The sequence below is a fragment of the Kitasatospora sp. MBT66 genome (assembly GCF_000710405.2).
GTDB classification, from domain to species: Bacteria; Actinomycetota; Actinomycetes; order Streptomycetales; family Streptomycetaceae; genus Kitasatospora; species Kitasatospora purpeofusca.
The window spans coordinates 369,743-383,115 of the sequence record NZ_JAIY01000004.1 but is presented as its reverse complement, the minus strand read 5'-3'; the positions used below and the strand labels follow the sequence as shown (position 1 = coordinate 383,115).

The window sequence follows — 13,373 nt, the reverse complement described above, 5'->3', positions numbered from 1 at the left end:
ATGTCGGAGCGGGCCGGCTTCCTCGGGCGGAGCCCGCTTCCCCGGGCTGAGCGCTTCACCCGACGTGACGCCTGCTCGGGCGAACAGGAAAGGCGGGGCGGAGAGATGTCCGTCTACGTGAAACTCTCGTCCGAGGCCCGGGCGCCGGCGGAGCCGTCGAAGGGGCCGCTGGACCTCCAGTACGAGGACGGCGCGGACGGCGTCACCTTCGAGTACGACCTGCATCCGAGCGGTGCGCTGCGCGTCCTGCGGGTCTACGAGGACACTCCGTACCGGATCGAGGTCTGCTTCGGCCCCGGGGCGTGGCTCCAGGTCGTGGGCAGCTACCTGCGGAGCGGCGCCGAGTACTGACGGCCCCGGCGGCGGGTGGCCGACTGCGCCGACTCCCTCGACTGCCCCGGTTGCTCGACTGCCCCGACTGCTCGACTGCCCGGCGATCCCCGGTGCGGGAGGCGGAGGTACACGATGCCCCACTACCGATGGGTCCTGGAGACGCAGGACGACGGCGGCCACTGGTCCCGGCAGCACGGGACCGCGCTGCCGGATCCACTGGACTACGACGGGCCTCCCCAGCGGGCGGCCAACCATCTGCGGGACGTGTTCGTACGCACGCTCTCCCGGCCCGCGCCCGGCCCCCGGGCGATCAGGATCCGGCTCTGGGACGGGGCCGAGCTCGCCGGCCCGCCCCAGGCCGAGGCCGAGTGGTCACGCGAGTGACACCCGGCCGCGGGCACTGTCCGGCTGCACGGGCACTGTCCGGTTGCACCGGCACCGGCACCGGCACCGGCACCGGTCCGGCTACGCGGCCACCGGCCAGGAGGCGGCCCGGCCGCGGGCGACGTCCGCCCGCCTGGCCGCCGCACCGTCGTTGTCGGAGGGAGCGAGGGCCGACGGCAGGAAGTCGGCACGGGATCCCGGCCCCCGGCCTCCGCCGCCCGTCCCCACGGCGAGCAGATCGCTCGCGCCCGTGGTGTTCGCGGAACCGGCGGCCTCGGCCATCAGCCGGGCGGCGTCGTCGGCGTCCGTCTCCGGCGGGACGACCAGCAGGTTCAGTCGGCGCGGGGCGTACGAGAACACCGCGATCGTGTGCTCGTCCTGTTCGGTGGTGAACCAGCCCGCGTGCACGGTGTGCCCGGCGACCGGGATCCGCCGGGGGATGACGGGCCACTGCGCGGGGTTCACGGTGATCCGGGTGATCCGGCCCCACCGCGCGTCGATGTCGGCGGCCAGGGCGGGGAGTTCGAGCAGAAGGTTGCGCGAGCGGGGCCACCAGGCCCCGTCCAGGCGGCCGGGACGCACGCCGCCCGGCCGCACGCCGTCGGGTGTGAGGGAGAGCCGTGCGGTGGGATCCGGGGTGGTGGGCGTCGTCGCACGATCGAGCGTCGTGGTCATGATCGAGAACCTGTCCCCGGGCCCGGCACACGAGGCCGGGTCCGGCGTTGCCGTGCGCCGGAGACGACGCCAGTGTCCGGTGCCAGCATGCGAAGTGCCTTCGGTGATACCCAGGTTACTCCCCGTCCGGTCCGAACCCGGCATGGTCGCGGCGGCCGGTTCCGGTGCCCGGCCCCGGAACCGGCCACCGTTCGGCCGACCGTCGTTCAGCCCAGCAGGAGTTCCGCCGCCGGGGTGTGGTTCCCGGTCGTCGAGGCGCCCGCCATCGCGGCGGCGGCCGTCGCCGCGCTGGTGCCGGGCGGAACCACCAGCAGGAGGAAGTGGTCCTGGAAGCCGCGGGTGACGCTGATCGTCGCGTCGCTGCCGGTGAACCAGTTGATCCTGATCGTCAGGCCGTTGGCGGCGACGGAGCGGGGCACGCCGTCCCAGGCGGAGCTGTCGAGGCCGACCCGGACGATCCGCCCGAAGTGGGCGCCGAGCGCGGTGATCAGGTCCGGCAGTTCGGCCGCGATGTGGTTGGTACGGGGCCACCAGGCACCGTCGAAGACCCCGTCCCGGGACATCGTCGGTTCCAGCAGCAGGCGGGGCAGCAGTGGCACACCGGGCACCACCCACGGCCCGACGGAGGCGGGGAGGGGGATCGGCATCATCGGAGGCCGCCCGTCCGGTCCACGAGGGACCCGTCATCACCCAGGGCGACGTCGACGCTGATGCCGGTGTGCGGAATGTCCTCGGTTGTCCTCCACGCTACTCCGCGGCGGTCCGCTCCGGCCGCTCCGGCCGTTCCGATCCGCTCACGGCGCCCCGGTCCGCCCGCCGTCGGAGTAGGGTCGTAGACATCCAGGGCATCACGCATTCCGGTACCTGTTCCGGCTTCGTTCTGGGTGAAGGACGATCCGGCGACCCCTGGCGGGCCACCGGAGACGGGAACGGTGAACACCGTGACCATCCACACCCCGCAGACGGAACGGCCCGGCCACGGCCTCACGGTCGCCGACGCCATGGACCTCTGCGACTACCAGATAGCCCACGACAGCACCGTCGACCAGGCCAACGACATCCTCCGCGGCGCCGGCGTCGAGTACCTGCTGGTCCGCGACCACGACGGCCGGTGCGAGGGGCTGGTCACCCGCACCGGGCTCCATCCGTTCCTGGCCCGCTCCTGGTACACCGAGCGCACCGCGATCGGCGCGACCGCCCACCAGCGCGGGCCGTTCGCCTGGCCGACGATGGGACTGTCCCTTGCCGCGATCGCGATGCGGGTCAAGCACCTGGCGCTCTGGCCCGTCGTCGACGAGGACGGCTACATCCTCGGCGTCCTCGACGCCGACCGCGCCAGCGGCCTCCTCACCACCGGTCTCCTCGCCACCGCGTCGACCCCGTGAGCGGCTTCGGCCGCGTCGTCCCATGAGGCGAAGGGCCCGGCGGAACGCCGAAGCCCCCGGCCGCGTGCGCGGTCGGGGCCTTCGTGCCGCCGGCGGTCCTCTCCCTCCGCCGTCCCGTCCGCAGCACCCGCTACTCCGTCCGCAGCACCTCCGCCACCGGCGCCTTCGCCGCGCCCCGGGACGGGAGGTATGCCCCCAGCGCGGCGATCACGGCGCCGGAGAGCGCCAGCAGCACCACCGTCGGCCAACTCCACACCTGCAGCAGCGAGTCCGGCAGATCGAGCCCGGTGCCGCGTCCGGTCAGCGGGACGACGATCCGGTGCGCGAGCATCCCGAGCGGCGCGCCGATGATCCCGCCGACGGCTCCGAGCGCCGCCACGGACGACACCGTCATCGCGATCACCTGGCGCGGCGTCATGCCGATGGACTTGAGCATCCCCAGATCCTTGCGCCGCTCACGGGTGTTGAGGAGCACCGTGTTGAACACGCCGAGGCCGGAGACGACGACCAGCATCAGGGTGAGCGTCGACACCACACTGATGATGACCTTCTCGACGGTGTCCGAGGCGCCGTTCACCGAGGCGTTCAGCCCCGGGTCCGTGCCGGCCGCCGCGGTGGCGTAGTCCTGCGCGTCGGTGCCCTCGGTGAGCTGGACGGAGAAGCTCTGGGCACGCTGGACCGGGCTGAGCGGGACGAACCGGTCCCAGTCGAGGGTGGTCACGTCCCAGCCCTCGGTGGTCTCGCCGACGACCTTCTGCGGCTGCGGCCCGTCGCTCGTGTCCAGCGTGATCGTGTCGCCGAGGGACACCTTGTGCCGGTGCCAGAACTCGGACGAGACCACCACCTCGTTCGGCCCCTCGATCCAGCGCCCCCGGACCAGGTCCGGGTGCATTGCGGCCGTGTCGCCGCTCTCTACGCCCACCCGGACGATGTCCGGCGAGCCGGCCGTCCGGGTCTCCACCACGCTCAGCGCGGACACGTGGGCGGTGCCGGGCAGCGCGCGCAGCAGCGCGAAGAGCTGCTCGTCGGAGTGGGCCGGGCCGGGCTGGTTCCACTTGGGGTTGTTGAGGTCGACCCGCACCTGGACCCGGTCGGTCCGGTCCCGCAGCTTCCCGAACTCGACGACCGAGGCGGAGATGCCGAGCGCCATCGTCACCGTCATGACGCCGAGCACGACGGTCGACAGGGTGAGGGCGGTGCGACCGGGCCGGGTGAACGGCCACCCCAGGCCCAGGCTCACCGGGCGCGGCAGCCGGGACCCGCCGAGCCTGCGCTGGACCGCCAGTCCGCGCCCGGTCCGCTGGACGCCGCCCGCGCCGATGGCGACGGCGGCGGGGAGGCGGCGGGCGCGCAGCGCCGGGACGAGCGCGGACACCGCGACGAGCACCGGCATCCCGAGCAGCACGACCGGGTGGACCCAGGTCGGGACGGCCGCCCGGTCGATGACGAGATCGTTGCCGAAGATGCCGAAGAACGCCTGGTGCACCAGCTTCTTGCCGACGAGGCCGCCGATCACCGAGCCGAGCGCGCTGCCGATCACCGCCGGAACGGTGACCATGACGAGGTAGACCGCCGTCACCTGGTTCGGCGTGAATCCGAGCGCCTTGAGGACTCCGATGTGCCGGAAGCCCGAGACGACCGCGCCGCTGACGACGTTGCCGACGATCAGGACCGAGACGATCAGGCCGAGGACGCCGAAGACCGTCAGGAACGGCACATAGGTGTTGGGCCCCTTGGCGAGCTCCGCCTTGATGGCCAGGTAGGAGCCGGTGCCGGTCAGGGCGTCCGACGGCAGGCCCGCGGTGGCGGCGGCCGTGCCGGCCTTGAGCGCCGAGTCGGACCCGGCGTCCTCGAAGCGGTACATCATCTGGAACGAGGCCGGGTTCAGGGCCCGGGCCTGGTCCGGTGTGACCCAGCCGCCCGCGGACCGGCTCGCCGAGGCGGCGTAGCCGACGACCTCGAGCCGCACGCCGTCCGGGGTGACGACCTGGTGCTCGGACCGGATCTCCGTCCGGCCGAGGGACGCGGGCGCGTTCAGGACGATCTCGCCGGGGCCGGAGGGCCAGCGGCCGGCGCTGAGTTCGAGGGTGTCCACCGGGGTGTCCGGCCGGTCGCGGCCGACGACGGTGAACGAGCCGGACATCCCGATCGGGTGGTCGCCGGTCTCCGAGGGCGAGTGGAGGACGGCCATGGGATACGGGCCGGCGACGGCCTCGACGCCGGGGGCCTTCGCGGCCCGGTCGATCTGCGCCGCGGTGACCTTGGAGCTGTCGAACTCGGCGACGACGTGCGCCCCGTTCGCGGCGTCGTAGGCCCGGCCGAAGGGGCCGGACACGGCCGCCAGCAGGCCCAGGGTGGCGATGGCCATGGCGCTGGAGACCATGACGACGACGCCGAGGACGAAGGTCTGGAACCTGCGCCGGTTCACGGCTGCCCGGGCGGCCCGCCGGACGGCGCTCATCGGGCGACCTCGGCGACCCCGGTGATTGCCGCGTCCGCCGCGCTGTTCGTGGCGCTGTCCCGGGCGATGCGCCCGTCCGCGACCTCGACGACCCGGCGCGCGCACCGCGCGGCGAGCCGCGGGTCGTGGGTGACGACCAGGAGCGTCTGGCCGAGCCGGTTCAGGTCCATGAGCAGTTGCATCACCTGGTCACCGGAGCGGCTGTCCAGGGCACCCGTCGGCTCGTCGGCCAGCAGCAGCGCCGGCCGGTTCATCAGGGCTCGCGCGGTGGCGACCCGTTGCCGCTCGCCGCCGGACAACGAGGCGGGATAGACGTTCCTCCGGTCGGCGATCCCGAGTTCGCCCATGAGCTCCAGGGCGCGCTTGCGGGCCACCGGGGCCTTCAGGCCGACCAGTTGTCCGGACAGGGCGATGTTGTCCAGGGCCGGCAGGTCGTCCAGCAGGTTGAAGAACTGGAAGATCATGCCGACCCGGCGGCGGCGGAACAGCGCCAGACCCTTCTCGTCCAGCCCGACCAGGTCCTCCCCGCCGACGACGACCGATCCGCCGGACGGCCGGTCCAGCCCGGACACCATGTTCAGCAGGGTCGACTTCCCGGAGCCCGAGGGCCCCATCACGGCGACCGACTCGCCCGCGCCGATCGTCAGCGAGACGCCGTCCAGGGCCGCGTAGTCGCCGAAGTCCTTGCGCACGTCCGTGAGTCGGACGACGACGTCCCGTTCCTCGTAACCGCCACTGTTGCTCATGGCGAGAACACTGCCGATCGCCCTGGTCGAGGGGCATCGGACCGCCGTCCACACCCCGGGGCCGGGATACCGACCCAGGGTGTACACCCTCGGTCCGATGCCCCCCGGACGATCACGCCGTTACGATCGCGCCATGCCCACGACCCCGCCCGCGACGCTGCTCCACCGTGTGACACCCGGCGCGTGGACGGCGCTCGTCTGGTGCGTGTCCACGCTGTACTCGTTCGTCGTCCAGATCCGTTGGCCGGGTGAACAACTGCAGCCCTGGGGCGAGAAGAGCCACCGCATCGAGCCGTTCGCGATGCGCCCCGGCGAGCAGGCGATGCTGCTGCTCGCCGCCGTCCTGCTGGTCGGTGCCTGCCTGCTGCTGACCCGCCGGGCGCTCGTCTCGACGACGCTGCTGGTGCTCAGCGCGCTGGTCCTGACCAACGGCCCGCTGCACACGACCAGCATCGCGCCCCAGCAGTACCTGCCGGTCTGCGTGGCCCTCTGCTTCGCCGCCGCCACCGAGACGCGGCGGACGTCGCTCTGCTGCGCGGGGCTGGCCCTGGCCGGGCTCCTCGGCTACGTCGGCACCCGCCTGGCGCTGGGATTCCGGGTGGGCACCTCGGTCGAGGCCGTGGTCCTGATGACGGTCGTGGTCGCCTGGGTGGTCGGGAACTCGCGACGTCAGGAACGCGAGCACACCGAGCAGATGCGCGCCCGGGTCGCGGAGCAGGCGGTGACGGCCGAACGGCTGCGGATCGCCCGCGAGCTGCACGACATGGTCGCGCACAGCATCGGCGTCGTCGCGATCCAGGCCGGGGCCGCCAAACGCGTCATCGACACCCAGCCGGAGGGCGCCCGCAGGGCCCTCGGCGTCATCGAGGACACCAGCCGGGAGACGCTCGCCGGGCTCCGGCGCATGCTCGGCGCCCTCCATGACGCCGAGTCGGGCGACGCCGGGAAGCCGCTCGCCGGGCTGGCGGACGTCGACCGGCTGGTGGAGAACGTCCGCGACGCCGGCATCCGGGTGGACGTCGAGTGGCGCGGGGAGCGGCGCCCGCTGCCGCCCGAGGTCGACCTGTCCGCGTTCCGCATCATCCAGGAGTCCGTCACCAACGTGGTGAAGCACTCCCGGACGCAGCAGTGCCGGGTCTCCGTGGTCTTCCGGCCGGGCGACCTGTCCGTGGTGGTCGTCGACAGCGGCACCGGAACCGGCCGGGGCGAGGGCACCGGCTACGGTATCGCCGGAATGCGAGACCGGGTGAAGCTGCTGAACGGCGACTTCACCGCCGGTCCGCGCCCCGAGGGCGGCTACCGCGTGACCGCCCGTCTTCCCGTCCCGATGGAGGTCTGATGCCGGTCCGCGTCGTGCTCGCCGACGACCAGCCGCTGATCCGCGCCGGCCTGGTCATGGTGATCACCGACATCCCGGACATCGAGGTCGTGGGCGAGGCCGGGAACGGCGCCGAGGCCGTGCGACTGGTCCGGGAACTGGCCCCCGACGTCGTCGTCATGGACATCCGCATGCCCGGCATGGACGGCATCGAGGCCACCCGGATGATCACGAAGGAGGCCGGCGCCCCGCACGTCCTCGTCCTGACGACCTTCGACGACGACGACAACGTCTACAACGCCCTGCGGGCCGGGGCCTCGGGGTTCCTCGTCAAGGACATGGCCCTGGACGACATCATCACCGCGGTCCGGGTCGTCGCCGCCGGGGACGCCCTGATCGCGCCGAAGGTGACCCGCCGCCTGATCGAGGAGTTCGCCGCCCGCCCCCAGCACCCCACCGCCCCGCGGCCCAAGGAGATCCAGGGCATCACCGACCGCGAACTCGAGGTGCTGACCCTGATCGGCCGAGGCCTGTCGAACGCCCGCATCGCCGAGACGATGTTCATCAGCGCCGCCACCGTCAAGGCCTACGTCACCCGCCTGCTCGCGAAACTCGACGCCCGCGACCGCGTCCACCTCGTCATCCTCGCCTACGAACACGGCCTGGTCTCCCCGACCGGCTGACCCCGCCACCATCGGCACTTCCCCCGGGCCCGGGAATCCCGCGACCGGGCGGGGCCGGTGGAACGACGAAGGCCCGCACCGCTGAGCGGTCCGGGCCTTCTGCCGGCGGAGGATACGAGATTCGAACTCGTGAGGGGTTGCCCCCAGCACGCTTTCCAAATCTCCCGAACGCCGTCCGCCGGGGTTCACACCCGTTCTGACCTGCAGCGGAGCAAGTCCGGAGCTACCGGCTGAACTTCAGTGGACGGTAGTGAATGAGACCAGAACCGAGACCACTCGCCACCGGCCTTTGCCCCATTCGGTGGTGTCGCCGTGGGGAGGCTTGCCGGGGAACGGTCACCGCCAGGAGACCGCCGCCGCCGAGGTGAAACCAGCCATGGCCGGGGTGTGGGACAGGCCGGCGGACGACGGCGGGGCTGAGCCCGAACCGGGTGAAGAAGCATATGCCGGCAATATGCCGTGCTGCTTAGGCTCCAGGTATGCGCGTGCTGATCGTGGAGGACGAGCCCTACCTGGCCGAAGCCGTCCGGGACGGTCTCCGGCTGGAAGCGATCGCCGCCGACATCGCCGGCGACGGCAACTCCGCTCTGGAACTGCTCGGCGTCAACTCCTACGACCTCGCGGTCCTCGACCGCGACGTCCCCGGCCCCTCCGGCGACGAGATCGCCCGACGAATCGTCGCCTCCGGCAGCGGCATCCCGATCCTCATGCTCACCGCTGCCGACCGGATCGACGACAAGGCGTCCGGGTTCGAGCTCGGCGCCGATGACTACCTCACCAAACCGTTCGAGCTCCGGGAGCTCGTCCTGCGGCTGCGGGCGCTGGACCGCAGACGCGCGCACGCCCGACCCCCGGTCAGCGAGATCGCGGGTCTGCGGCTGGACCCCTTCCGCCGGCAGGTCTTCCGCGACGGAGGCTACGTCGCGCTCACACGGAAACAGTTCGCCGTGCTCGAAGTCCTCGTCGCCGCCGAAGGCGGTGTCGTCAGCGCCGAAGAACTCTTGGAGCGGGCCTGGGACGCCAACGCCGACCCCTTCACCAACGCCGTCCGCATCACCGTCTCCGGCTTGCGCAAACGACTCGGCGAACCATGGCTCGTCGCCACGGTGCCCGGCGTCGGCTACCGAATCGACACCGGTATGGACCCCGCCCGCCCTGGCAGCACTCGTGAATAGGCACCCAGGGCTCAGCGCCCGCCTGAAACTCACCGTCAGCTACGCCGGATTCCTCCTCATCGCCGGCACTCTCCTGCTGGCCGTGGTGTGGGTGTTCCTGCTGCGCTACGTACCCGACAGCCCCCAGGGCCTTCTCGGAGTCGCACCCAACCGCTACCTCCTCGTGCGCATGTTCGCCCCCGCTGCGGCCACGGCACTGGCTTTCCTGCTGGCGTTCGGCCTCCTGGGAGGATGGATCCTCGCCGGCCGGATGCTCGCACCACTCACACGGATCGCAGCCGCGGCACGGGCGGCCGCGAACGGATCACTGTCCCACCGGGTCCGCATGCCAGGCCCCCAGGACGAATTCCGCGAACTCGCCGACGTGTTCGACCTCATGCTCGAACAACTCGAATCCCACGTCGCCGAACAGCAGCGCTTCGCCGCGAACGCCTCCCACGAACTGCGCACCCCGCTGGCGATCTCGAAGACACTCCTCGACGTCGCCCGCAACGACCCCACGCGGGACCAGGGCGAACTCATCGAACGCCTCCACACCGTCAACACGCGGGCGATCGAACTCACCGAGGCCCTCCTGCTGCTCAGCCGCGCCGACCGCAAGAGCTTCACCCGCGAGCCCGTCGACCTGTCCCTCATCGCCGAAGAAGCCACCGAAACCCTGCTTCCCCTCGCCGAAAAGCGCCGGATCACGCTCGACGTCACCGGCGAGAAGGCACAGACCCTCGGCTCCGCGGCGCTCATTCTGCGGATGGTGACCAACCTTGTCCAGAACGCCATCGTCCACAACCTCCCCTCCGGCGGCACCGTAACGGTCCACATCGAATCGCAGCACGACGCGAGCGTGCTGCGGGTCGAGAACACCGGCCCTCCGCTCCTGTCGGAACTGGTACCGACTCTCACCGAACCCTTCCGACGCGGAACGGAACGCACACGCACCGACGAACATGTCGGGGTCGGTCTCGGGCTGGCCATCGTGCACAGCATCGTCCGAGCACACGACGGGACCGTCGACCTCGAACCCCGCCCCACCGGCGGCCTCCTTGTCACGATCCGACTTCCCGGCACGCCGCAGGCATCGTCCCCGAGCAGCTCCTAGACCTTCCGGTGGATGCGCGTGCCGCTGCCTCGGTTCCTGGGCGTTCACGGCGGAGTCCAGGTGGGCGGCCATGACGGCGAACTCGTCCAGGACCATCGCACTGCCGGCATGCGCCAGTTCCTTGATGCCGGGGACTCGGCGTATCGCGGGCGTATGGAAGATCGCGTACGCCACCGCAACAGTCCTCCGTCTTCAGTGGAGGCACGAGGACCACATGGGTGGGTGATCGGTTGCCGATAGCGGTCGCCGGTAGACCTGCACCGGTCGATTTGTCGATCAGGAAAGGGCCGTGATCATGGACTTGGATTCCGTACGCGGTATCAATCGGCGGCGGCTGCTCGGGTGGGGCGGGTTGGCGGCCGCCGGCGTGGTGGCGGCCGGCGCGCCGCTGGTGGGCGCCCGACCTGGCCACGCCGACCCGGCCTCAACCGACCCCGAGATCCCGCCGGCCACCCGTCCTGGCGGAGCCTACGACCAGTACGTGGCGAAGCTGGCCGCCGAGGGGAGGTTCTCCGGCGTGGTGCTGTTGTCGCACCGGGGCCGGACGGTGCTGTCCCGCAGCTACGGCATGGCCGACAGGGAGAAGGGGATCCGCAATCACGAAGGCACCGCGTTCAGCCTCAGCTCGGCGGGCAAGCCGTTCGGCGCGGTGGCCATCCTGCAGCTGGCACAGCAGGGCAAGCTGAGCCTGTCGGACACGGTGGGCACCCACCTGAAGGGCTACGCCAGGGACATCGCCGAGCAGGTGACCATCCACCACCTGCTTTCCGGTACATCCGGGCTGAACACCCCGGATGAGGACGTGCAACGCATCTTCCAGAGCCGGGAGGAGGTGCACGAGTACTACGAGCAGTGGGTCCGGCAGTCCAAGCTGGTTGCTGCCCCCGGCACCCGCACCAGCCACTCCGGCGCCGATGTCGGCATCCCCGCGTTGATCGTGGAGGCCGTGAGCGGCAAGACGTACTGGGACTACGTGCAGGAGAATATCTTCGGGCGCTGCGGCATGACCGGCTCGGTGTTCTACGCCAGGCCGCAGTGGCTCACCAACGAGCACATCGCGCACCCGTACATGACGCTGGCCGACGGAAGCCAGGTGGACGCGGTCCGCAATCTGGACAAGGGCAGCCCGTACCCGGACGTACTCGGCAAGAACCCGGGCCGCAGCTTCATCGACACCCCCGGGGACGGCGGCTTCGCCACCGCGCCGGATCTGGTCCGGTTCGCGCGCGCGCTGGGCGACGGCACGGTGCTGCACCGGCCCTGGGCCGAGTTGCTCACCGGGGCCAAGATCCCCCACAGCGGTTCGTCGTTCGGGGCCTACGACATGCCGGTCCGTATCGTCAGCGGCCAGTGGGTGTTCGGGCGCGGCGGTGGCAACCCCGGTGTCAGCGCCAACTGGAACATCTACCCGTACACCGGCTGGGTCGGCGTGGTCCTCGGCAACTGCGACGGCCTGCCGCTGCAGGAGATCACCGGGCGGGAGATGCAGGCCATCACCGGGGCTTCGCCCGGCGACGGGGGTGGTGGCTGAGACGGTCCGGCGGCAGACACGAGAGAAGGAATCTCCCCCGGCCCGGTGTGCCGTGCCAAGGCCCAACGAGCCGACCGGGCACAGAATGAGACGCCGAAGGCCCCGACCGCTGGGCGGTCGGGGCCTTCGTGCTGCCATGGCTGGCAGAGGCGGAGGATACGAGATTCGAACTCGTGAGGGGTTGCCCCCAACACGCTTTCCAAGCGTGCGCCCTAGGCCTCTAGGCGAATCCTCCGTGGGAGAGCTTAGTACATGTTTTGGGGTGGTCGCGACCACGTATCTCGCAGGTAGGGGGGTGGGGGTGGCCTGCGGATGGTGGGACGGGGTGGTGGTGGAGGGGTGGGCCCGGGATCCGGTAGTGTTGGGGCCAGCCCCTCGTGTGGCGCTATCTCTCTGAACTCCCCCAGGGCCGGAAGGCAGCAAGGGTAGGAGGGCTCTGGTGGGTGCACGGGGGGTCTTTGCGTTCCCGGGGGCCGGTGGGGCGCGGGGGGTCGAGGGGCGACGCGTTTGTCGGTCCGTCCCGATATCGTCGGGGGTGTGTCCCTAGCCCTGTACCGCCGCTACCGCCCGGAGACCTTCGCGGAGGTCATCGGGCAGGATCACGTGACCGCTCCGCTCCAGCAGGCCCTGCGCAACAACAGGGTCAATCACGCGTACTTGTTCAGCGGCCCTCGCGGCTGCGGCAAGACGACGAGCGCTCGCATCCTGGCCCGCTGTCTGAACTGCGAGCAGGGGCCGACGCCCACGCCGTGCGGTGAGTGCCAGTCCTGCACGGACCTCGCCACGGGCGGGCCCGGGTCGATCGACGTGATCGAGATCGACGCGGCCTCGCACGGTGGTGTGGACGACGCGCGCGACCTCCGCGAGCGGGCGTTCTTCGCGCCGGTGCACAGCCGGTACAAGATCTTCATCCTGGACGAGGCGCACATGGTGACCTCGGCCGGCTTCAACGCGCTGCTCAAGGTGGTGGAGGAGCCGCCGGAGCACCTGAAGTTCATCTTCGCCACCACCGAGCCGGAGAAGGTGATCGGGACGATCCGGTCCCGGACCCACCACTACCCGTTCCGGCTGGTGCCGCCCGGCACGCTGCGCGACTACCTGGCGGAGGTGTGCGGCCGGGAGGGGATCCAGGTCGAGGACTCCGTGTTCCCGCTGGTGGTGCGGTCGGGCGCCGGTTCGGTGCGTGACTCGATGTCCGTGATGGACCAGCTGCTGGCCGGCGCCGCCGAGGGCGGTGTGACGTACGGGATGGCCACTTCGCTGCTCGGGTACACGGACTCGGCGCTGCTGGACGAGGTGGTGGACGCGTTCGCCGCGCACGACGGGGCGACGGTGTTCCAGGTGGTCGACCGGGTGGTCGAGGGCGGTCACGACCCGCGCCGGTTCGTCGCGGACCTGCTGGAGCGGCTGCGCGACCTGGTGATCCTCGCCACGGTGCCGGACGCGGGGGAGAAGGGGCTGATCGACGCCCCGGCCGACCGGATCGCGGTGATGCAGGCGCAGGCGGACGCGTTCGGGGCGGCGGAGCTGAGCCGGGCGGCGGACCTCGTCAACACCGGGTTGACGGAGATGCGCGGCAACGCGGC

Annotated in this window: 13 protein-coding genes, 1 tRNA gene and 1 other RNA gene; 10 read left to right on the top strand and 5 right to left on the bottom strand. The window is 71.4% G+C overall.

The annotated features are described in order from the left end of the window. The first annotated feature begins 105 nt into the window (after positions 1-105). Entirely contained in the window at positions 106-351 is a 246-nt protein-coding gene (locus tag BI06_RS08395; RefSeq protein ID WP_030392602.1) for a hypothetical protein, read from the top strand. A 114-nt stretch (positions 352-465) separates the two neighbouring features. Further along, positions 466-717 (top strand): hypothetical protein, encoded by a 252-nt coding sequence (locus BI06_RS08390; protein WP_043466786.1) that lies wholly within the window; start codon positions 466-468, stop codon positions 715-717. Positions 718-798: 81 nt separating this feature from the next. Here the strand turns inward: BI06_RS08390 and BI06_RS08385 are convergent, their stop codons facing one another. Both BI06_RS08385 and BI06_RS08380 read right to left on the bottom strand, forming a co-directional pair. Further along, complete coding sequence (locus BI06_RS08385) at positions 799-1,392, bottom strand: DUF5994 family protein (protein ID WP_051740498.1); 594 nt, start codon at positions 1,390-1,392, stop codon at positions 799-801. Between the two features lie 206 nt (positions 1,393-1,598). Then, positions 1,599-2,042: a DUF5994 family protein gene (locus BI06_RS08380; RefSeq protein ID WP_051740496.1), complete on the bottom strand. Its 444-nt coding sequence runs from the start codon at positions 2,040-2,042 to the stop codon at positions 1,599-1,601. Positions 2,043-2,333: 291 nt separating this feature from the next. On the opposite strand from BI06_RS08380, the gene BI06_RS08375 reads away from it, so the two are divergent. Beyond that, positions 2,334-2,777 (top strand): CBS domain-containing protein, encoded by a 444-nt coding sequence (locus BI06_RS08375; protein WP_149030313.1) that lies wholly within the window; start codon positions 2,334-2,336, stop codon positions 2,775-2,777. Positions 2,778-2,907: 130 nt separating this feature from the next. On the opposite strand, the gene BI06_RS08370 is transcribed toward BI06_RS08375, so the two are convergent. Both BI06_RS08370 and BI06_RS08365 read right to left on the bottom strand, forming a co-directional pair. Beyond that, positions 2,908-5,238 (bottom strand): FtsX-like permease family protein, encoded by a 2,331-nt coding sequence (locus tag BI06_RS08370; protein ID WP_043466782.1) that lies wholly within the window; start codon positions 5,236-5,238, stop codon positions 2,908-2,910. Continuing rightward, complete coding sequence (locus BI06_RS08365) at positions 5,235-5,984, bottom strand: ABC transporter ATP-binding protein (protein WP_051740489.1); 750 nt, start codon at positions 5,982-5,984, stop codon at positions 5,235-5,237. The genes BI06_RS08370 and BI06_RS08365 overlap by 4 nt, the downstream gene beginning before the upstream one ends. A 133-nt stretch (positions 5,985-6,117) precedes the next feature. On the opposite strand from BI06_RS08365, the gene BI06_RS08360 reads away from it, so the two are divergent. From BI06_RS08360 to BI06_RS08340, 5 genes are all read left to right on the top strand, one after another. Further along, positions 6,118-7,323, top strand: coding sequence for a sensor histidine kinase (locus BI06_RS08360; protein WP_043466778.1), 1,206 nt, complete (start codon positions 6,118-6,120; stop codon positions 7,321-7,323). Further along, positions 7,323-7,985, top strand: coding sequence for a response regulator transcription factor (locus BI06_RS08355; protein WP_030392611.1), 663 nt, complete (start codon positions 7,323-7,325; stop codon positions 7,983-7,985). Before BI06_RS08360 ends, BI06_RS08355 begins: the two co-directional genes overlap by 1 nt. Before the next feature lie 479 nt (positions 7,986-8,464). Next, a complete protein-coding gene (locus BI06_RS08350; RefSeq protein ID WP_043466775.1) occupies positions 8,465-9,160 on the top strand; it encodes a response regulator transcription factor in 696 nt (231 codons plus the stop codon). Beyond that, positions 9,153-10,256: a HAMP domain-containing sensor histidine kinase gene (locus BI06_RS08345; protein WP_051740486.1), complete on the top strand. Its 1,104-nt coding sequence runs from the start codon at positions 9,153-9,155 to the stop codon at positions 10,254-10,256. Before BI06_RS08350 ends, BI06_RS08345 begins: the two co-directional genes overlap by 8 nt. Positions 10,257-10,551: 295 nt before the next feature. Continuing rightward, complete coding sequence (locus BI06_RS08340; RefSeq protein ID WP_043467452.1) at positions 10,552-11,787, top strand: serine hydrolase; 1,236 nt, start codon at positions 10,552-10,554, stop codon at positions 11,785-11,787. Positions 11,788-11,937: 150 nt separating this feature from the next. Here the strand turns inward: BI06_RS08340 and BI06_RS08335 are convergent. After that, positions 11,938-12,022 (bottom strand) — tRNA-Ser (locus BI06_RS08335). 134 nt (positions 12,023-12,156) lie between these two features. Between BI06_RS08335 and ffs the strand changes: the two genes are divergently transcribed. Together ffs and BI06_RS08330 are read left to right on the top strand one after the other, a co-directional pair. Further along, positions 12,157-12,247, top strand: an RNA gene (gene ffs / locus BI06_RS45425) — signal recognition particle sRNA small type. Between the two features lie 77 nt (positions 12,248-12,324). Continuing rightward, a partial coding sequence (locus tag BI06_RS08330; protein ID WP_149030334.1) for a DNA polymerase III subunit gamma and tau occupies positions 12,325-13,373 on the top strand: 1,049 nt, incomplete at its 3' end.